Genomic DNA, 19,632 nt, shown 5'->3' with positions numbered 1-19,632 from the left:
GCCCCTCGCGGGGCTTTTTTCTTCCGTCAGTGGGCTGTCTGACGATCAGTTGAAGATTTCTGCGGTGCCGTACAGTTTGTTCTGGCCACCGGCGGAAATGATGCGGTAAGAGCTGGCGCCTGATGCTGCGGCCTTGTTAGCCAGTTCGGTTTCCAGTGCGCTCAGGTTAGAAGCGCCGGCAACGGAGATGACACCGATTTTCTGAGCGTCGGCAGCAGGTTGGCTGGAAGGCTGGTCAGCGGCAACGGTGGCGAAAGAAGCGGTAGCCAGCAGTAGAGCGGTAGCAAAAATTTTGATGTTTTTCATGATTCATTCCTCAGGGTATTTTGTCAGGTGAGAGGTTGTTGTCTCTCGATGTGTTGAATAATAGACCGGCATGCTTACAGAGAAAATCGGAGAGTTTTGAGTATTTTATTCAAATAAATTGACTTAATTTTGAGCGCTGGCGTGCTGGAATAATCGCCACTACCCTTTAATGACGATCCTAAAGGGGGGATGCACCATGGCAATCAATGCATTTATCGGCAGCTGGTCGCTACTGTCTTCGGTATTTAAAGACGAAGACGGCAAGGTCAATTACCCGTTGGGGGAGCAGGTGCTGGGCCGCATTAATTATGAGGCCAACGGCACCATGGCGGCGCAGCTTTACAGCGCTACGCGGCCGCGCTTTACCGCTGACGATTTTGGCCAGGGCAACGAGCAGGAAATCCGCGCCGCCTTCATCAATATGATTTGTTACTTCGGCCGTTATCGGGTGGATGAGAGCGACCAGCGAATTGTTCACCTGGTCGAGGGCAGCTCATTCCCCAACTGGATCGGCAGCCGTCAGGTACGCTTTTACAGCTTCACTGACGATCGGCTGACGCTGCGCACCGTGCCGCTGCAAATCGGCAACGGCGTGCAGATTGGCGAACTGGTTTGGCAACGGATTGGAGAAACTTCATGATTATCGTGCACCATCTGAATAACTCACGCTCGCAGCGTATCTTGTGGTTTCTGGAAGAACTGGGTGTGCCTTATCAGGTGCAGCGTTACCAACGCGATCCGCAAACCATGCTGGCTCCGCCGGAGCTGAAAAAGATCCACCCGCTTGGCAAATCTCCGGTGATTGTCGATGGCGATCTGACCCTGGCGGAATCCGGCGCCATTATCGAATATTTGCAAGAGGCCTACGATGCCCAGGGGCTGTTTATCCCGACCGACCACCATGCCCGCCAGCAATACCGTTACTGGCTGCATTATGCGGAAGGATCGCTGATGCCGCTGCAGGTCATGAAGCTGGTGTTCGGTCGCCTGGGACAACCGCCAATCCCCTGGTTGTTGCGACCGGTGGCGGGGGCGATTGGCAAAGGGGTTCAGCGAGAGTATCTGGACAAACAGATCGCCACGCATCGCGACTATCTCGAGCAGCACCTGAGCAAAAGCACCTGGTTTGTCGGCAACGACTTCAGCGCGGCGGATATCCAGATGAGCTTCCCACTGGAGGCGATGGCGGCGCGCGGCTCGCTGGACGGTTGCCCGAAGCTGCGCGGCTATCTGCAGCGAATTCATACCCGCCCGGCCTATCAACGGGCGCTGGAGCAGGGTGGTCCTTATGAACTGCTGAGCTGATGGCATGATCTATACTTGAGGGGTTAATGTCTGCTCGGAGGTAGCCTATGGCTACGCAAATTTTTGTTAACTTGCCGGTGGGCAATCTGCCTGCATCCATCGAGTTTTTCACCCGGCTGGGTTTCAGCTTTAATCAGCAGTTTACCGATGATACCGCCGCCTGCATGGTGGTCAGCGATACCATTTACGTGATGCTGCTGACCCACGATAAATTCAAAATGTTCACCCCGAACCCGATTGGCGATGCCAGGAAAGCGACGGAAGTGCTGATTTGCCTGTCGCAGCCCAGCCGGGCGGCGGTGGACAGTGTGGTGCGCAAGGCGATAGCCGCCGGTGGCAATACCTATAATCAGCCGCAGGATTACGGCTTTATGTACGGTCACGGTTTCCAGGATTTGGACGGTCATATCTGGGAACTGATGTACATGGACGAAAAAGCCGCACAGGCTCAGTAACCGGTTTTTGCCCCCTGAGCCGGGGGCGCTCCCATCGGATTTACCTATGTGACAAATATCGCCTTTTCGATAATGATTGATCTCGGCGCTTTTCTGCATGAATTGCCGCGATCTTTGGTTGATCAGAGGGTATGGAAGGCCGGATAATCGTTTGCCTTGAATAAACCACCATAAATCACCCGCATCACGCGATGAGAGTTAAACGTTTGCCTTTTTACGCGGCGCCGATGGGCGGCGCGGCCGAAGGGCAGGGAAGCCAACGTGACGGAAACGATTCCGTAATGAACATGCGCGGGCGGAATAACAAGCCTTTTGAAACGGGCTGGCAATGACACACAGGGGACAGCAACATGTCGAATTCTCAAGCGAACAACGCCGTTAAACCAAAAGGCGGGCTTGATGGCTATTTTAATATTTCCGCACGCGGCAGCTCCGTGCGACAGGAAGTGGTGGCGGGATTAACCACCTTCCTGGCGATGGTTTATTCGGTGATCGTGGTGCCGAGCATGTTGGGTAAAGCGGGTTTCCCGCCCACGGCGGTGTTCGTCGCCACCTGCCTGGTCGCAGGTTTCGGCTCATTGCTGATGGGGTTGTGGGCTAACCTGCCGATGGCCATCGGCTGTGCGATTTCCCTGACCGCCTTCACTGCCTTCAGCCTGGTGCTGGGCCAACACATCAGCATTCCGGTGGCGCTGGGTGCGGTATTCCTGATGGGCGTACTGTTTACCATTATCTCGATCACCGGCATCCGTTCCTGGATCTTGCGCAATCTGCCGATGGGCGTGGCGCATGGCACAGGTATCGGCATCGGCCTGTTCCTGCTGCTGATCGCCGCCAATGGCGTGGGTCTGGTGGTGAAGAACCCACTGGATGGCCTGCCGGTAGCGCTGGGTGCATTTACGTCTTTCCCGGTGGTGATGACGCTACTCGGCCTGGCGGTGATTTTCGGGTTGGAAAAACTGCGTGTCCCCGGCGGCATTCTGCTGGTGATTATCGCTATTTCGGTGATTGGTCTGCTGTTTGATCCGGCGGTGAAATATCAGGGGCTGTTCGCCATGCCAAGCCTGGCGGACGCCAATGGCAACTCGCTGATCTTCAGCCTGGATATCATGGGGGCGTTGCAACCCGTGGTGCTGCCTAGCGTGCTGGCGCTGGTGATGACGGCAGTGTTTGACGCGACCGGTACCATTCGCGCGGTGGCCGGTCAGGCGAACCTGCTGGACAAAGACGGGCAGATCATCAACGGCGGCAAGGCGTTGACCTCGGATTCCCTGAGCAGCATTTTCTCCGGCCTGGTGGGCGCGGCTCCGGCGGCGGTCTATATCGAATCCGCAGCGGGCACCGCAGCGGGCGGGAAAACCGGCCTGACCGCAACCGTGGTTGGCGTGCTGTTCCTGTTGATCCTGTTTCTGTCGCCGCTGTCTTATCTGGTGCCGATTTACGCTACCGCACCGGCGCTGATGTACGTCGGCCTGCTGATGTTAAGCAACGTCACCAAGCTGGATTTCAACGACTTCGTCGACGCCATGTCCGGCCTGCTGTGCGCGGTGTTTATCGTGCTGACCTGTAATATCGTCACCGGTATCATGCTGGGCTTCAGCTCGCTGGTGATTGGCCGCATTTGCTCCGGCGAATGGCGCAGGCTGAATATCGGCACCGTGCTGATTGCCGTCGCGCTGGTGGCGTTCTACGCCGGCGGCTGGGCGATTTAATTCTCTGCGTTTCCCCCTCCCGCTGGGCGGGGGAAGTTTGCCCCTATTTTTCTTCAGAAAAATCTCCTTCTGCCTGCGCTGCATTTTGAAAGGCACAACAAGCTTTAATCGCCGTAAAAAAAGTGATCTACTATCGGGTATACATCAGTGATGTAGTCTGAACCCGAGAGTCTAAGGAAAGCATGGAAATATTTTTTACAATCCTCATTTTGATCCTGGTGGTCTCCCTGTCCGGGGTGGTGACACGTATGTTGCCGTTCCAGATACCGCTGCCGTTAATGCAAATCGCCATCGGGGCCCTGCTGGCCTGGCCCCATTTCGGGCTGCATGTCGACTTTGACCCCGAACTGTTCCTGGTACTGTTTATCCCGCCGCTGCTGTTTGCCGACGGTTGGAAAACCCCAACGCGTGAATTCCTGCATCACGGCCGCGAAATCCTGGGGCTGGCGCTGGTGCTGGTGCTGCTTACCGTGGTCGGCATCGGTTACCTGATTTACGCCATGGTGCCGGGCATCCCGCTGGTGGCGGCGTTTGCGCTGGCGGCGGTACTGTCGCCAACGGACGCCGTGGCGCTGGGGGGCATCGTCGGTAAAGGGCGCATTCCGAAACCGATTATGGGCGTGCTGGAAGGCGAGGCGCTGATGAACGACGCGTCCGGCCTGGTTTCGCTTAAATTCGCCATCGCAGTGGCGATGGGCACCATGGTGTTTACCGTGGGCGGCGCGACCCTGGAGTTCCTCAAGGTCGCTATCGGCGGCCTGCTGGCCGGCGTGGCGGTCACCTGGTGCTACAGCAAATCGCTGCGGATGATGAGCCGCTGGAGCGGCGATGATCCGGCCACGCAGATTGTGTTTCTGCTGCTGTTGCCGTTTGCTTCCTATTTGATTGCCGAACACATCGGCGTCTCCGGCATTCTGGCTGCGGTTGCCGCGGGGATGACCATCAGTCAGTCCGGCGTGATCCGCAATGCGCCGCTGGCGATGCGCCTGCGCGCCAACAGCGTCTGGGCGATGCTGGAGTTCGTGTTTAACGGCATGGTGTTCATCATGTTGGGCCTGCAACTGCCGGGGATTCTGGAAACCTCAATCCTGCAGGCGGAGCTGGATCCAACCATTCAGACCTGGTACTTGTTCGCCGACGTGGCGATTATCTATGCCGCGTTGTTGTTGCTGCGATTTACCTGGCTGTGGCTGATGAAAAACGCCAGCCGGCGCTTTATGAAAAAACGGCCATTGCAGTTTGGCGATTACAGTACGCGTGAGCTGTGGGTGGCGTCGTTCGCTGGGGTGCGCGGGGCAATCACGCTGGCCGGCGTGCTGTCGATTCCCCTGCTGCTAAGTGACGGTTCCGCTTTCCCGGCGCGCTATCAGTTGGTGTTTATCGCCGCCGGCGTGATCCTGCTTTCATTGATTGTCGGGGTGCTGGCATTGCCGTTGCTGCTGCGTGGCGTAGTGGTGGTCGATAAGAGCGCCAGCAAGAGTGAGGAGCGGATGGCGATTGCCATGGCGGCTGAAGTGGCGATCGAAAGCGTCAACAAGATGGAAGAACGTCTGGCCGTCGACGTAGAGGAAAACATCGACCCGCAGGTGCTGAAAGAGATCAGTTCGCGGGTGGTGGGTACGCTGCGGCGGCGCATCACCACCAAAGACGATATCGAAAATGCGCTGATGCTGGAGAACCTCGAGCGACGCTTCCGCCTGACCGCACTGCGCGCCGAGCGCGGGGAGTTGTATCACCTGCGTGCTACGCAGAAAATCAGCAACGAGACGCTGCAAAAGCTGTTGCACGATCTCGACCTGCTGGAAGCGCTGCTGATAGAGCGCGAAGGGTAATGCCAACAGGGCCGCAGATGCGGCCCTTGTTCTTGGGGCTATTTGACCGGCGGCCAGTAGTCGCGACAGCAGGCGATCCAGGCCTGGGCGCCGTGCGACAGGTAGCTGCCCTGGCGCCAGATTAGCCCCACGCGCCATTCCATCCTCGGTTCCAACGGCAGCCAGATCAGGTTTTCTTTATCCAGCCACTGGCATACCGGCTCCGGCAGGGTAGCGATGCCGACCCCGGCCTGTACCATCGATGCCAGAAAATCCCACTGCCCGCTGCGTACGGCAATCTGCGGTTCAAAACCGGCCTGACGGAATGCCTTCATCAGCATTTTGTACAGCGAAAAATCTTCGTTATAAATCAGGATCGGCCAGTTGGCCATTTCGGCGATATCAATGCTGGTGCGGTTAAGCCAGTGCGGCGTACGCGGCGCGACCACACACATCGGATGGCTCAGCAGCGGCAAGAAGGTCAGCGGCTGATCCAGGTCGACGGGCAGCACCGTCATTGCCAGATCCAGCTCGCCGGACATCACCGCTTGCTCAACCGACAACCCGCCCAACTCGGAAATTTTCAGTTCGATGCCGGGATAGGTCTGGCGAAACTGACGGATCAAATCGGCGATCTGCCGGCCGACCATCGGCGGGATACCCAGCCGCAACACACCTTTTTTCACCGAGCTGATGTCTTCCAGCTCGGCCTCCAACTGGCGGAACTCATCAAGGATCGCCAGCCCGCGCTGGTATACCGCCTGGCCGCTGTCGGTCAAGTGCAGCTTGCGCCCTTCGCGGATCAGCAGCGTACATTCCAACTCTTCCTCCAGATGCCGCAGCATCTTGCTGATGGTCGGCTGGGTGACGAACAGTTTCTCTGCCGCACGGGTAAAGCTTTGCTGGCGCACGACTTCCACGAAATAACGCAGGGTGCGGACATCCACGTTGAGTTCTCCTCAGGGCAATACCGGCGGGAAACTATTCCCTGATGGCATGATATTGATGATTTTAATTCATTTCAGGCAAGGTTTCCTGGCCGCGTATACTGCAAACCTTGAATTATTTTGAGGTTATCTCCCATGTCACTGGCGTTACGCCGCGCAGCCCCCTCTCTGTTGACCCGTCTGCAGGTACCGGTTCAGGTAGTTTTGTATGCGGTGCTGTTTCTGATTGCCGATCGGCTGGTACAGCAATTTCATCTGCCGCTGCCCGCCAACATTGTCGGTATGCTGATGCTGCTGGCGCTGATCCTGCTGAAGGTTTTGCCGTTGAGTTGGGTCAGGGCCGGCTCGCGCTGGCTGCTGGCAGAAATGCTGCTGTTTTTTGTTCCGGCGGTGGTGGCGGTGGTCAACTATGCCCAGTTGCTGATGGTGGAAGGCTGGAAGATTTTTCTGGTGATTGCGATCAGCACCATGCTGACGCTCGGTGCCACCGGACTGGTGGTCGACCGGGTATACCGTTTAGAGCTTTGGCTGCAGCGACGGAAACAGCGCGATGAATGATTATATCCTTAGCCTGGTTTGTTTTCTGGCGACGTTGGCGTTGTACTTCGCCAATAAGAAGCTCTACCGCCGCCGCCGAACCCTGCTGCTGATGCCGTTGGTGCTGACCCCGATGATCCTGGTGCTGTTGCTGGTAGTGACGCATATCTCGTATCAGGATTACATTGGCGAAACGCACTGGCTGCTGTGGTTGTTGGGGCCGGCGACTATCGCGTTTGCGGTGCCGGTCTATGAAAACCTGCATATTATCCGCCGCCACTGGCTGTCGCTCACCGCTGGGGTGTTGACGGCGGTGCTGGTGGCGGTCTACAGCTCGGTGTGGCTGGCGCGGCTGCTAACGCTGCCGGAAGAGGTGCAGCGCAGCCTGGCGGTACGTTCCATCACCACGCCGTTTGCGCTGGAGGCTGCCAAACAGATGGGCGGCCAGCCGGATTTGGTGGCATTGTTCGTGGTGATCACCGGAGTGTTCGGCATGGCGGTGGGGGACATTCTGTTTCTGCGGCTCGCGGTGCGCAGCAGCCTGGCCAAGGGTGCGGGGCTGGGTGCGTCGTCGCACGGTGCCGGCACGGCGAAAGCCTATGAAATGGGGCAGGAAGAAGGCGTGGTTTCCAGCCTGGTGATGATGCTGGCGGGGGTTATCACGGTGATCGCCGCACCGCTGATTGGGCAAGTGATGTGGTAAAGATATTTAACGATGCTACAAGCCCTCGTGCGAGGGCTTTTTTTCAGCTGTTGGCCGCGGTTTTAATCAATTCGACCACCAGAGGCGACAGCTCATCGCGCAATGCGGCTCGTTCGGACTGGAACAGCGTAGCGGCGTAAAAACGGTGCCCCGGCAGTTCTATCGAACGCACGTCACCTTCGCGATCATGGCTACTGATAATCAGCGGGTGTCGCTGCAGATCGGCAACGAACTCCGGGTTAACGCCGAAATTGCAGTGGTAGCCTTCATGCGTTTCCAGCCTGCCGTAAGCGCGGGCGACCAGCGTGTCCGGTTGAAAAATAATGTCCCCGTCTATTTCCACCAGTGAACAGCTCAATGGCGAGATAACCAACCGACCGCCGGTGTCGGTTTCCGCATGCCCGGCATCGTGCCAGCCCATGACGTTACGAGCGTATTCCACAACCGCATACTGGAAGCCACCGCAGGAGCCGAGGAAGGGGATATTTTGTTCGCGCGCATGGCGAATGGTCATAAAGACGCCATCGTCATGGTTGTACGGGCTGCCGGGTACCACCCAGATAGCATCATAATTTTGCAATACCGAAGTGTCGGTAAGGGTTTCTGTGGGCAGCCAGTGGGATTGAATATCGACGTTAAGGTGTGCGGCGGTGAGCTGGAGAGCGAGGGGGATAGCCTGGTGAGATACGGCCTGGGGTTTGTAGTCACCGACCAGAGCAATGCGGACTTGAGTCTTCATCGTTTCCTTTTCCTGTGCGGGTAAAAAAAGAGATTACAGCAAAGCCGAAGGGCCGGCCGCAGGTTTTTTAAACGCAGCGCACAAAAAAGCCCGGCGTCTTGGCCGGGCTGGGAAACAGCATCTGGGCTCAGTACAGCGACGGTGCGCCGGCCGGCCGGGTTTTGAAGCGGCGATGCAGCCACATATATTGTTCCGGCGCGCGCATGATCTCTTTTTCCACCACTTTATTCATGTAGGTGGCCGCAGCGAGTTCATCGCCTATCGGGTAATCTTCCAGAGCAGGCTGGATCAACAGGTCATAGCCGCGGCCTTTCTCGCGGCGGATCAGTACCACCGGAACCAGCGCCGGCTTGGCCATGCGCGCCAGCATAAAGGTGCCGCTGGTGGTGGCGGCCTGATCGACGGCGAATAACGGCGCGAATACGCTGCCACGTGGGCCGTAGTCTTGATCCGGAGCGAACCACACGGCTTCACCACGCTTCAGTGCATGCACCATGCCGCGCAGGTCTTTGCGATCGAGCATAGCCTTGTTGGAGCGCATGCGGCCTTTGGTCTGTGCCCATTCCATCGCTTTATTGTTGTGTGGGCGGTACATCGCCATCATGGGCTGACACAGCCCCATGGCGCGGCCACCCAACTCCAGCGACATAAAGTGCACGCCAATCACCAACACGCCGCGCTCATTGTGCTGCGCCATTTTCAGGTGATTGATGCCGGAGACGTTGAACCAGCGTTTGACTCGCTTATCCGACCAGAACCAGGCCATGCCGGTTTCCAGCAAACCCATGCCGAGGGATTCGAAATTGCCGATCACTTTGCGCTCGCGTTGCGCCTCGTCCATATCCGGGAAGCACAGCTCCAGATTGCGACGGGTGATGGAAACGCGGCGTTTCAGGAAACGCATCGAGGTGCGGCCCATCCATACGCCGAGCTTGTGCAACAGCGGGTAAGGCAGTTGAACCAGCAGGAACAGAATGCCCAGACCGAACCAGGTAAACCAGTAGCGCGGGTGCAGCAAGGCCGAACGGAATTTTTGTGGACGCTTCATATCAACTCATTTATGCAGTAGGGGGCTGTAACCTGTAACGCATAAAGGATCCACTCGATTGCGATACGACTACTAAGACACCCAGACATCATTATGGTTTAGCCAGATTCCATAATTGACTAAATCTTTACACTCGAAGGGGCGGTTCGCGCTGCTATCAGGCTTCGGAAGGATGGCTATAGGCCAGCGAAGGCGGCTCCAGGAATGCGTATTGTATCACACAATACGGGCTACGAAGTAAGAGGGGCATGCGAATATTCTCATTCGCATTTCGGTTGAGTTCATTCGGTGCAAGGTTAAAGAAAAAGGCGCTTACCAAATGAGGTAAAAGCGCCTTTTTTCAATACGTTAACTGACTAGTATCAGTTCATGCCGTATTTTTTCAATTTCTTACGCAGCGTACCGCGGTTGATGCCCATCATCAGAGCAGCACGGGTTTGGTTGCCACGGGTGTATTGCATCACCATGTCCAACAGTGGCTGTTCAACTTCAGCCAAAACCAGCTCATACAAGTCATTAACGTCCTGACCATTCAGTTGAGCAAAATAGTTCTTCAGTGCTTGTTTAACCGAGTCACGCAGAGGCTTTTGAGTCACTTGATCCTGTGAGTTCACGGTAGAAACGGTCAGTACGTCAGAATTTACGCGTTGTTCGAACATAGTTCTGTCAGCTCTTTTTTGTTACGCAAGATTTTCGAAATATGCCTCCAACGCCTCCAGCTGTTCGCTGGCATCCTCTATGGCGTTGAATGTGCGCCGAAACTGGTCATTCGGGGCGTGTTCCTGGAGATACCAGGACACGTGCTTACGAGCAATCCGGAATCCCTTGCCTTGGCCATAAAAGCCGTGCAATTCCCGAATATGCCCTATCAACAAGCGCTTAACCTCGCCAAGCGGCAAAGGTGGCAGCAACTCCCCAGTGTCCAGATAATGCTGGATTTCCCGGAAGATCCAGGGTCTCCCCTGAGCAGCACGGCCTATCATCAGGGCATCGGCCCCGGTGTAGTCGAGCACTGCTCTGGCTTTATGCGGGTCAGTAATGTCGCCATTCGCGATAATCGGAATGGAAACACTCTGCTTAACTGCCCGAATGCTGTCGTACTCCGCGTTGCCGTTGAACAGGCAAGCACGGGTTCGGCCATGAATAGTCAGGGCCTGTATACCACAATCTTCGGCCAGTTGGGCAATCTCTACACAGTTACGGTGTTCTGGCGCCCAGCCGGTGCGAATCTTAAGCGTTACCGGCACATCCACTGCGTTAACCACCGCGTGGAGGATCTGTTTAACCAGATCCGGGTACTGCAGCAATGCAGACCCTGCAAGCTTCCGGTTCACTTTTTTGGCCGGGCATCCCATATTGATGTCGATGATCTGCGCACCGCCGGCCACGTTAATGCGTGCCGCGGCGGCCATATCATCGGGATCGCATCCGGCAATCTGCACGGAACGGATCCCTGGTTCATCGCTATGTACCATACGCAGACGCGACTTATCCGTCCGCCATACCTCCGGATTGGAGGAGAGCATTTCGGATACAGCCATCCCAGCACCCATTGCATGACATAGGGTTCTAAACGGGCGATCTGTAATGCCGGCCATAGGGGCCGCAATCAGGCAATTTGTAAGCTGGTGGTGTCCAATGCGCATAGACAAAGAGTAACCATACTGTGTCCGCAAGGGCGCGTATATTACGCATTTTTGCGTTGAGATGAAAGGCCAAACTTTGACCAATTCGCCGTTATCGGGCAAGGAAAAGGGCCTGTGTCAGGATTCATAAAAATATTATATATATTTAACAATGAGTTGACTTAATTTGGCTGTTTTGTGCGCAATAAAATATTCCCGACACAACAGAATTTTATCTGTAATCAGTGCGGATTCCACTGGAGAACCGCGGCAATATAGGGTGTTTATCAGGGGATTCCGTTGAGAATAGGCGGAATTACGCTGAACCACCTTGCGCGGGGACGGCTAAACAGGCGCTGATTCACCGCCGGCGACCAAAACCGGCGGCAACCTGCTATAGCCTTAGTCGACGATGACCCGGCCATTCAGTGGTTGTATCGGGCGGTTGTTCGCATGCCGCACTATGCCCTTGAATTGGGCGATTTGTTCTGCCGACGCGCTGACCGGTTTATCCAGCACCATCCAGCTAACCCCTTCGGAGCAGGGGGGCGTGGTCAGCGAACCGCTGAAGCGATAGAAGTTAAACTGCTTGGGCAGCAGGGCTTTGATATCCAGCGGAGCGTTCAATACGGCGGTTTGATCGACGGCGGTCGGCATCTGTTGCCAGGCCTTCGCCAGTTGCGCGTTCGCTTTGCCTTGCTGGAACATCAACGCCAGCACCGCCAGTTCACCCTCTTTGCCTTTATAAACAAAGTGGGCCTCCAGCGGGAACTGTTTGCCGTCAATTTCATTTTCGCTTGGGGCGTGGAAGTGGAACTGCTGCAGCGTGAAGGTGTTGTTATCCAGCACCAATGTATTGCCGCCGCTGACGTTGACCTGCAGGGTGTGACCGTTGTTGACGATCTGCTGTTTGCCTGGCTGGAACGCCAATTGCAGTTGGCCGTGGTGGGTTTTCAGGGCACCCTGGATATTGACCGGGGACTGGTTTTTACCGGTTTCGCACAGCGAGAAGTCTGGAGAGAGCTTGCCCCAATGCGCCGGATCTTCCTGGCCATCATAGCCCCAATGCGCCTGTTCAGCTGCAGTGACCGAAAAGCTGCCGGCTAAAAGCGCAGCAATCAATAAGTGATTTTTCATGTTAACTCCCTTTAAAAACGACGGTGTGAGGTTTGCCTGAAGCGTCGCCGTCGCCTCTGTGGACGTTGGCGCCAGGGGGGAAAAGAGTACACCTACTAACGATAGGTATAAATCAGTCAGGCGAGAGGGAAATAAAAAAATCCACCGGAAGGGGTAACTTCCGATGGATTTTTGCATGAAGGGAAGGTGTGATTAGTTACGCTGGCCGGTAATGCGACACCATTCTTCGCGTTCTGCGACCGGATCGAGCGTGAATTTATCTTTGTAGGCTTCCGCCACGCTTGCCGCCTGAGTGGCCAGTACGCCGGACAGGCCCAGGTAGCCGCCGGACTTCGGCAGACAGCCGATCAGCGGCGCCAGTTCGCGCAAGGGGCCGGCCAGAATGTTGGCGACCACCACGTCTGCCAGCAGGTCGGCCGGCTGGTCCTTCGGCAGATACAGTTCCAGACGCTCTGAAACGCCGTTACGCTGCGCGTTGTCGCGGCTGGCCTGAATGGCCTGGGGATCGATATCGATGCCGATAGCGCGCGCTGCACCGAGCTTCAGTGCGGCAATCGCCAGAATGCCGGAACCGCAGCCGAAGTCGATAATGGTCTTACCGGTCAGATCGAGGCCATCCAGCCATTGCAGGCACAGCGCGGTGGTCGGGTGGGTGCCGGTACCAAACGCCAGGCCCGGGTCGAGCATCACGTTGACCGCATCCGGATCGGGCACGTCGCGCCAGCTCGGGCAGATCCACAGACGCTCGCCAAAGCGCATCGGATGGAAGTTGTCCATCCACTCGCGTTCCCAGTCCTTGTCTTCCAGCTGTTCAATCTTGTGGCGGAAACCGGCGCCCAGCAGCGGATGCTGTTCCAGTATCGCCACCACGTCGGCCATATCGGTTTCCGCGTCGTACAGCCCGATCACGTCGGTATCGCCCCACAGCAGGGTTTCGCCCGGCAGCGGCTCGAACACCGGATTGTCGTGGGTATCCTGGAAGGTCACGGATACCGCGCCGCTTTCAACCAGCGCGTCGCTCAGGTCTTCCGCCTGGCTGCCGGTGGTGTTCAGTTTTAGTTGGATCCAAGGCATAGCTATTCTCTTTAAGAGGGTAATGATGACGCCACCCGGCGTTTTTCGCCGACGACGTTACCGATATAAAACGCCAGCAGGCTGAGCAACAACGAAGGCACGATAGGGTGCAACCCCGCCAGCTGCAACTTGAAGCTGGCCAATAGCGTATAGCATACCGCACCCGTCACCATTGAGCTAAGCGCTCCCTGCGCGTTGGCGCGCTCCCAGTACAGCCCAAGCACCAGCGGCCACAGGAATACCGCCTCCAGGCCGCCAAACGCCAGCAGATTCAGCCAGATGATCATTTCCGGCGGCCGCCAGGCCGCCAACAGCACCAGCAGACCGAGGATCAACGTGGTCAGGCTGGAGAAACGCTTGATCAACCTTTCGTTCTGCATTTGTTGCGGACGCACGCCAAGATAGAGATCTTTGACGATAGTGGCGGAAGATTGCAGCAGTTGGGCGTTAATCGTCGACATGATTGCCGCCATCGGTGCGGCCAGGAAAATGCCGGCGGCGTACGGCGGCAGCACGGTAATCATCAGCGTCGGGATCACCTGATCGGGGATCTTCAGGTCCGGCAACACCGCGCGGCCCAGCGCGCCGGCCAGATGCATGCCGAACATCAGCACCGCCACTACCATGGTGCCGAGGATAATGCCGCGATGTACCGCTTTGCTGTCTTTGTATGAGATGCAGCGCACCGCGGTATGCGGCAAGCCAATCACGCCAAAGCACACCAGGATCCAGAACGATGCCATAAAGGGCAGGCTGAGGATCTGCTCACCGCCCTGCGGCGAGACCAGCGCCGGGTCGATTTGTTGCAGCTTGTCCACAGCGCTGTGCAGGCCGCCGGCGGCGTGGATCACCGCAACCAGCAGCAGCACGGTGCCGATCAGCATCACCAGCCCTTGCATGGCGTCATTCAGCACGCTGGCGCGGAAGCCGCCAAAGGCGGTATACAGCGCGATGCTGATGCCGAAAATCAGCAGGCCGGTGTCGTAAGGGATACCGGCGGCGGTTTCCAGCAGGCGCGCGCCACCGATAAATTGCACCGTCATGGCGCCCAGGAAAGCCACCAGCAGGCTGAGGCTGGCCAGCCATACCAACAGACGGCTTTGATAGCGCCCGTACAGCATGTCGTTCAGAGTGATGGCGTTGTAGCGCCGCGCCAGAATGGCAAACTTTTTGCCCAGCACCCCGAGCGACAGCCACACCGCAGGCAGTTGGATCATGGCCAGCAGCACCCAGCCAAGGCCGTATTTGTAGGCGGCACCGGGGCCACCGATGAATGAACTGGCGCTGATATAGGTGGCGGTCAGCGTCATGGCCAGCACGAAGCCGCCCATGGACCGGTTGCCGAGGAAATATTCGCTGAGGAAGTTGCCGCTTTGACGCCGGCTGTAAGCATACACCGACAGCCCGAACACCAGCAGCAGGTAGGCGATCAACGGCAGGATCACTTCAGTTTGCATCGCCATCCTCCAGCGAAATATCGCGGAACACGCCGCGTACCATCAGCCAGCACAGGCCGATAAACAGCAGCGGTACCAGCAGGCAGGCCATTTCGAACCAGTGCGGCAGGCCGGTGATGCCGGCATCGCTGTCCGGCAGATAAGCCGCCAGCGACCAGGCCAGCAGGTAGAGCAGCGTCAGCCCCAGCGCCCAGCGCGCTTCGCGGTGTGCCTGAATAAAACGTTTGTCCATCAGTGTCTCCCACAGGTTTAGGGTGAGGGATGTATCAAAGGTAGGGAATTCTACGGCATGTCGGTGTTTTGCCAAGCCGTTACTGGCCTGAAACGAAAAAGAAAAAGGCCGGTGATTAACCGGCCTTCTGTCAGGCAATGCGAGCAGCCTGCCTTAGGTTTCCTGCAGACCCAGCTTCTTCTCCAGATAGTGGATGTTGGTACCACCATGCTGGAAGTTTTCGTCGCTCATGATCTTTTGCTGCAGTTCAACGTTGGTTTTGATGCCATCGATGATCAGCTCAGCCAGGGCGTTCTTCATGCGGGCAATGGCCACGTCACGGTTTTCACCGTAAGTGATCAGTTTGCCGATCATGGAGTCATAATACGGCGGTACGGTATAACCGGCGTAAATATGAGATTCCCAACGCACGCCGAAACCGCCTGGTGCATGGAAACGGGTGATCTTGCCCGGGCTCGGCAGGAAGGTGTTCGGGTCTTCGGCGTTGATACGGCATTCCACCGCGTGGCCGTGAACCTTCACTTCGTCTTGTTTGATCGACAGCGGCTGACCGGCAGCGATGCGCAGCTGCTCTTTGATCAGATCCACGCCGGTGATCATTTCGGTAACCGGGTGTTCAACCTGAATACGGGTGTTCATTTCGATGAAATAGAACTCGCCGTTTTCATACAGGAACTCGAAGGTGCCTGCACCGCGATAACCGATTTCCACACAGGCCTTCGAACAGCGCTCGCCGATGTAACGGCGCATTTCGCTGGTGATGCCCGGTGCCGGAGCCTCTTCAACCACTTTCTGGTGGCGGCGCTGCATGGAGCAGTCGCGTTCGGCCAGATAGATGGCGTTGCCCTGGCCGTCCGCCAAAATCTGAATTTCGATATGGCGTGGATTTTCCAGGTATTTTTCCATATAAACCATGTCATTGTTGAAAGCCGCTTTGGCTTCCGCTTTGGTCATGGAAATGGACTGTTCGAGATCTTTGTCGCTGCGCACAACGCGCATGCCACGGCCGCCGCCGCCGCCGGACGCCTTGATGATCACCGGGTAGCCGATGCGCTTGGCGAAGGCACGGTTCTTATCCATGTCGTCGGTCAGCGGGCCATCGGAGCCAGGGACGCAAGGCACGCCGGCTTTCTTCATGGCGTTGATCGCAGAAACCTTGTCGCCCATCAGGCGGATGGTTTCGGCTTTCGGGCCGATGAAGATAAAGCCGGAGCGTTCGATCTGCTCGGCGAAGTCGGCGTTTTCGGACAGGAAGCCGTAGCCCGGGTGGATCGCCACTGCGCCGGTAATTTCCGCCGCAGAGATGATTGCCGGGATGTTCAAATAGCTTTTTACCGAGGGCGCAGGACCAATACAAACGGTCTCGTCAGCCAGCAGTACGTGTTTCAGATCGCGATCGGCGGTGGAGTGCACGGCAACGGTTTTGATGCCCAGCTCTTTACAAGCACGCAGGATACGAAGCGCGATCTCGCCGCGGTTGGCGATAACAATTTTATCAAGCATGTTCGCCTCGTTATTCGATGACGACCAGTGGCTCGTCAAATTCAACCGGTTGGCCGTTTTCTACCAGAATAGCTTTAACAACGCCGGATTTGTCCGCTTCGATCTGGTTCATCATTTTCATGGCTTCAACGATGCACAGAGTGTCGCCGGCGTTCACTTTCTGGCCGACTTCGATGAAGGCTTTCGCATCCGGGCTTGGCGTGCGGTAGAAAGTGCCGACCATTGGGGAACGGACGATGTGGCCACTCATGGCCGCCGGTGCTGCAGGCGTTTCTGCGGCAGGCGCGCTGGCAACGGCGCTAGCCAGAGCCGGTTGCTGCTGTGCCGGCATGGCATAGGCCTGTGGCATCATTGGGTAAGCCTGCACCGGAGCGGCACGGCTGATGCGAACCGACTCTTCGCCTTCAGAGATTTCCAGTTCAGAAATGCCTGATTCTTCAACCAGTTCGATCAGTTTCTTGATTTTACGAATATCCATGAGTGTGATTCCGTACTCTTTTTGCGTAGCAATTAGTGGGTTTTTGACAGACGGTTAACCGCTGCCTGTAAAGCAAATGTGTAGCCATCCGCGCCGAGGCCGCAAATCACGCCTACCGCAACATCGGAGAGGTAGGAATGATGGCGGAAAGGCTCGCGGGCGTGCACATTGGAGAGGTGGATCTCGATAAACGGGATCTGCACCGCCAGCAATGCATCACGCAGCGCCACGCTGGTATGCGTGAACGCGGCAGGGTTAATCAGAATAAAATCCGTGTTGCCCCGTGCCTGATGTATGCGATCGATAAGCTGATACTCGGCGTTGGATTGCAGATGGCTCAGGGTGATATCCAGCGCGGATGCCTGGTTTTCCAATCCGTTAACTATCTCTGTCAGCGTCGTGCTGCCGTACTTCTCCGGCTCACGCGTCCCCAGCAGATTCAGATTGGGGCCGTTCAAAAGCAAAATGTGAGACTTATCTGCCATTGTGCTGGTATCTCCGGCAATAAAACCATCATCGTAGAAAATAACTCGATGTCACCGATTTGTCACCTGTTAAGGGGGAAATTCACCCTATGCACAGGAGCAAGGTCGGGCATTATAACGATATCGTAGCAATTCGCAGCTAAATACTGGTCTTATCAGCGAAGATATTCAACCCCTAATCGGCAAACTGACGAGGGCGTTATCGCATTATGAGGGGTAGAACACAGAAAAGTTCCGCTCTTTAACGCCACCAATTGCGGAATTTTTTGTATCGCAGCGCCAGCAGCAGTATAGCCAGCAGAGCATAAATGAAAGGTTGTGGCGAAAAGGTTTTTACCGACCACAGATAGTGAATCGGCGCCAATATCGCCGCCAGATAGACGAAGTTATGCAACGTCTGCCATTTGGCGCCCAGTTTGCGCATTGCCCATAGCGTAGAGGTGGCGGCCAGCGCGAGTAAAATCAGCCAACTGATAATGCCTAGCGTCAGATAAGGGCGGGTCACCAGTTCTCGCCCCAGCAGGCCGATATTGCTCAGCCCCAATTCGAGCGTCGAATAGCTTATCAGATGCAGCGTGCCCCAGGCAAAACACCACAACCCCACCAGGCGGCGGCAGCGGATCAGCAGCGGTTGGCGGGCATAGCGCGCCAGCGGGGCAATCATCAAGGTCGCCAGCAGCAGTTTCAGCGTCATTCTGCCGGTAAAATGCTGAATATCCTTGGCCGGATCGGCGCTGAACCAGCCCTGATCCACGGCCAGCAGCAGCCAGAGAAACGGCAGGAATGCCGCCAGATAAATGGCGATCTTAATCCCTTTGATGTGAAGCGGAGTTAAGCGCACTTAGAAATTCTCCCGCAGGTCCATCCCGCGATACAGCGACGCGACCTGATCGGCATAACCGTTAAACAGCCGCGTCGGCTGGCGTTTGACATCCAGAATGCCGCCGGAACCGATAAAACGTTCGGTGGCCTGCGACCAGCGCGGGTGATCGACGTGCGGGTTCACGTTGGCGTAGAAACCGTATTCATTTGGCGCAGACTGGTTCCAGGTCGTCGGCGGTTGATCACGCACCAGGCGGATATGAACAATGGATTTAATGCCTTTGAAACCGTATTTCCATGGCGTGATCAGCCGCAGCGGCGCGCCATTTTGCGGCGGCAGCGTTTTGCCGTACACGCCAACGGTCAGCAGCGCCAGCGGGTTCATGGCTTCATCGAGACGCAGCCCTTCGACATACGGATACTTCAGGCCACCGCCGATAAAGCGATCCTTCTGGCCCGGCATTTGTTCCGGATCGTACAGCGTCTGGAAGGCAACGTAGCGTGCATTGCTGTTCGGCTCCGCAAGTTTAATGAGTTTACCCAGCTCAAAGCCAATCCAGGGTACGACCATCGACCAGGCCTCTACGCAGCGCATGCGGTAGATGCGCTGTTCCAGTGGGAAACGTTTGATCAAATCATCGATATCCAGCGTGATCGGTTTGGCGACTTCACCGTCGATACGTACCTTCCAGCCTTCGGTTTTCAATCCTCCGGCATTGGCGGCGGGATCGGCCTTATCGAGGCCGAATTCGTAGAAATTGTTGTAACCGGAAACCTTGTCTTCGGGTGTCATGGCCAGTTGCGCCTGCCAGACGGCCGGCTTGCTGAATTCCAGCGGCTTGCCGGCCGGGGCTTTGGGCCGATCGTTACCTTTGAACCATGACAGCACATCGGCCTGCGCATTGAGCGGCAGAGCCAGCGATGCGGCGGTGATGCCCAGCGCCTGCAGCACTTTGCGCCGCTGATGAAATACGCTCTCGGGCGTGACATCGGCCTCGGTCAATTTAGGGAATTTGCTCATGGTGTTTTTCTCCGCATTTTTACCCGTCGCCTTGCAAAATAGGGCGTTCAAACCTGCTCCGATCAGTCTGACCGGAGTGGACGAATATCTTCGCTCCGATTAACGCGGGCGCAGCGTGATGTGCCCCCTGCAACGCTCTGGGGCATTACGATGTAAGCATGGCGTGAAAGCAGGGCTTATGCGAGAGGTGACAGGAAAATATGAAATTTCGTAGAGCGGGTTTCCCCCCGTTGCC

22 protein-coding genes are annotated in these 19,632 nt (G+C 56.6%); 7 read left to right on the top strand and 15 right to left on the bottom strand.

All coding sequences use genetic code 11. The features are described 5' to 3' along the window. Positions 1-45: 45 nt before the first annotated feature. Positions 46-306, bottom strand: coding sequence for a multiple stress resistance protein BhsA (bhsA, locus tag V2S86_RS19445; protein WP_330763758.1), 261 nt, complete (start codon positions 304-306; stop codon positions 46-48). Between the two features lie 196 nt (positions 307-502). Here bhsA and V2S86_RS19440 point away from each other — a divergent pair, with 196 nt between their 5' ends. The 5 genes from V2S86_RS19440 (at position 503) to V2S86_RS19420 (ending at position 5,610) form a co-directional block, all read left to right on the top strand. Next, positions 503-946 carry a lipocalin-like domain-containing protein gene (locus V2S86_RS19440; protein ID WP_330763757.1) on the top strand — a complete coding sequence of 148 codons (444 nt, stop codon included), beginning with the start codon at positions 503-505 and terminating at the stop codon, positions 944-946. Beyond that, positions 943-1,611, top strand: a complete 669-nt coding sequence (locus tag V2S86_RS19435) for a glutathione S-transferase family protein (RefSeq protein ID WP_330763756.1) — start codon at positions 943-945, stop codon at positions 1,609-1,611. Before V2S86_RS19440 ends, V2S86_RS19435 begins: the two co-directional genes overlap by 4 nt. A 47-nt stretch (positions 1,612-1,658) precedes the next feature. Continuing rightward, positions 1,659-2,066, top strand: a complete 408-nt coding sequence (locus V2S86_RS19430) for a VOC family protein (protein WP_311994605.1) — start codon at positions 1,659-1,661, stop codon at positions 2,064-2,066. 350 nt (positions 2,067-2,416) lie between these two features. After that, positions 2,417-3,778 carry an NCS2 family permease gene (locus V2S86_RS19425; protein ID WP_330763755.1) on the top strand — a complete coding sequence of 454 codons (1,362 nt, stop codon included), beginning with the start codon at positions 2,417-2,419 and terminating at the stop codon, positions 3,776-3,778. A gap of 182 nt (positions 3,779-3,960) precedes the next feature. Continuing rightward, positions 3,961-5,610: a Na+/H+ antiporter gene (locus V2S86_RS19420; protein ID WP_330763754.1), complete on the top strand. Its 1,650-nt coding sequence runs from the start codon at positions 3,961-3,963 to the stop codon at positions 5,608-5,610. A 38-nt stretch (positions 5,611-5,648) separates the two neighbouring features. Here V2S86_RS19420 and V2S86_RS19415 read toward each other — a convergent pair whose 3' ends face one another. Beyond that, on the bottom strand, positions 5,649-6,536 hold the full coding sequence (locus V2S86_RS19415; protein WP_330763753.1) for a LysR family transcriptional regulator: 888 nt from the start codon (positions 6,534-6,536) through the stop codon (positions 5,649-5,651). Positions 6,537-6,671: 135 nt separating this feature from the next. On the opposite strand from V2S86_RS19415, the gene V2S86_RS19410 reads away from it, so the two are divergent. Continuing rightward, positions 6,672-7,094 (top strand): CidA/LrgA family protein, encoded by a 423-nt coding sequence (locus V2S86_RS19410; RefSeq protein WP_330763752.1) that lies wholly within the window; start codon positions 6,672-6,674, stop codon positions 7,092-7,094. Continuing rightward, positions 7,087-7,776, top strand: a complete 690-nt coding sequence (locus tag V2S86_RS19405; protein WP_330763751.1) for an LrgB family protein — start codon at positions 7,087-7,089, stop codon at positions 7,774-7,776. The genes V2S86_RS19410 and V2S86_RS19405 overlap by 8 nt, the downstream gene beginning before the upstream one ends. A gap of 43 nt (positions 7,777-7,819) precedes the next feature. On the opposite strand, the gene V2S86_RS19400 is transcribed toward V2S86_RS19405, so the two are convergent. The 13 genes from V2S86_RS19400 to msrP form a co-directional block, all read right to left on the bottom strand. Beyond that, complete coding sequence (locus V2S86_RS19400; RefSeq protein WP_330763750.1) at positions 7,820-8,515, bottom strand: CTP synthase C-terminal region-related (seleno)protein; 696 nt, start codon at positions 8,513-8,515, stop codon at positions 7,820-7,822. A 127-nt stretch (positions 8,516-8,642) separates the two neighbouring features. Continuing rightward, positions 8,643-9,563 carry a kdo(2)-lipid IV(A) palmitoleoyltransferase gene (lpxP, locus tag V2S86_RS19395; RefSeq protein ID WP_330763749.1) on the bottom strand — a complete coding sequence of 307 codons (921 nt, stop codon included), beginning with the start codon at positions 9,561-9,563 and terminating at the stop codon, positions 8,643-8,645. Between the two features lie 362 nt (positions 9,564-9,925). Next, positions 9,926-10,222, bottom strand: a complete 297-nt coding sequence (fis, locus tag V2S86_RS19390) for a DNA-binding transcriptional regulator Fis (RefSeq protein ID WP_000462905.1) — start codon at positions 10,220-10,222, stop codon at positions 9,926-9,928. A gap of 21 nt (positions 10,223-10,243) precedes the next feature. Then, a complete protein-coding gene (gene dusB / locus V2S86_RS19385) occupies positions 10,244-11,209 on the bottom strand; it encodes a tRNA dihydrouridine synthase DusB (RefSeq protein ID WP_004948691.1) in 966 nt (321 codons plus the stop codon). 381 nt (positions 11,210-11,590) lie between these two features. Beyond that, positions 11,591-12,325 (bottom strand): carbonic anhydrase, encoded by a 735-nt coding sequence (locus V2S86_RS19380; RefSeq protein WP_330763748.1) that lies wholly within the window; start codon positions 12,323-12,325, stop codon positions 11,591-11,593. A 192-nt stretch (positions 12,326-12,517) separates the two neighbouring features. After that, positions 12,518-13,399: a 50S ribosomal protein L11 methyltransferase gene (gene prmA / locus V2S86_RS19375; protein WP_330763747.1), complete on the bottom strand. Its 882-nt coding sequence runs from the start codon at positions 13,397-13,399 to the stop codon at positions 12,518-12,520. Positions 13,400-13,410: 11 nt separating this feature from the next. Next, on the bottom strand, positions 13,411-14,856 hold the full coding sequence (gene panF / locus V2S86_RS19370) for a sodium/pantothenate symporter (protein WP_065506663.1): 1,446 nt from the start codon (positions 14,854-14,856) through the stop codon (positions 13,411-13,413). Further along, positions 14,846-15,088, bottom strand: a complete 243-nt coding sequence (locus tag V2S86_RS19365) for a YhdT family protein (RefSeq protein WP_065506662.1) — start codon at positions 15,086-15,088, stop codon at positions 14,846-14,848. The genes panF and V2S86_RS19365 overlap by 11 nt, the downstream gene beginning before the upstream one ends. A 153-nt stretch (positions 15,089-15,241) precedes the next feature. Then, positions 15,242-16,591, bottom strand: a complete 1,350-nt coding sequence (gene accC, locus V2S86_RS19360; protein WP_212557157.1) for an acetyl-CoA carboxylase biotin carboxylase subunit — start codon at positions 16,589-16,591, stop codon at positions 15,242-15,244. A 10-nt stretch (positions 16,592-16,601) separates the two neighbouring features. Further along, on the bottom strand, positions 16,602-17,069 hold the full coding sequence (gene accB, locus V2S86_RS19355) for an acetyl-CoA carboxylase biotin carboxyl carrier protein (protein ID WP_330763746.1): 468 nt from the start codon (positions 17,067-17,069) through the stop codon (positions 16,602-16,604). 32 nt (positions 17,070-17,101) lie between these two features. Next, positions 17,102-17,554, bottom strand: coding sequence for a type II 3-dehydroquinate dehydratase (gene aroQ / locus V2S86_RS19350; RefSeq protein ID WP_004948665.1), 453 nt, complete (start codon positions 17,552-17,554; stop codon positions 17,102-17,104). Between the two features lie 241 nt (positions 17,555-17,795). Beyond that, positions 17,796-18,395 carry a protein-methionine-sulfoxide reductase heme-binding subunit MsrQ gene (msrQ, locus tag V2S86_RS19345; RefSeq protein WP_311994619.1) on the bottom strand — a complete coding sequence of 200 codons (600 nt, stop codon included), beginning with the start codon at positions 18,393-18,395 and terminating at the stop codon, positions 17,796-17,798. After that, complete coding sequence (gene msrP, locus V2S86_RS19340; RefSeq protein WP_330763745.1) at positions 18,396-19,397, bottom strand: protein-methionine-sulfoxide reductase catalytic subunit MsrP; 1,002 nt, start codon at positions 19,395-19,397, stop codon at positions 18,396-18,398. It lies immediately after the preceding gene. Between the last annotated feature and the right edge of the window lie 235 nt (positions 19,398-19,632).

This window comes from Serratia sp. C2(1) (assembly GCF_036352655.1).
GTDB classification, from domain to species: domain Bacteria; phylum Pseudomonadota; class Gammaproteobacteria; order Enterobacterales; family Enterobacteriaceae; genus Serratia; species Serratia inhibens.
The sequence above is the reverse complement of the archived record's forward strand: the minus strand, read 5'-3'. Positions and strand labels throughout refer to the sequence as shown.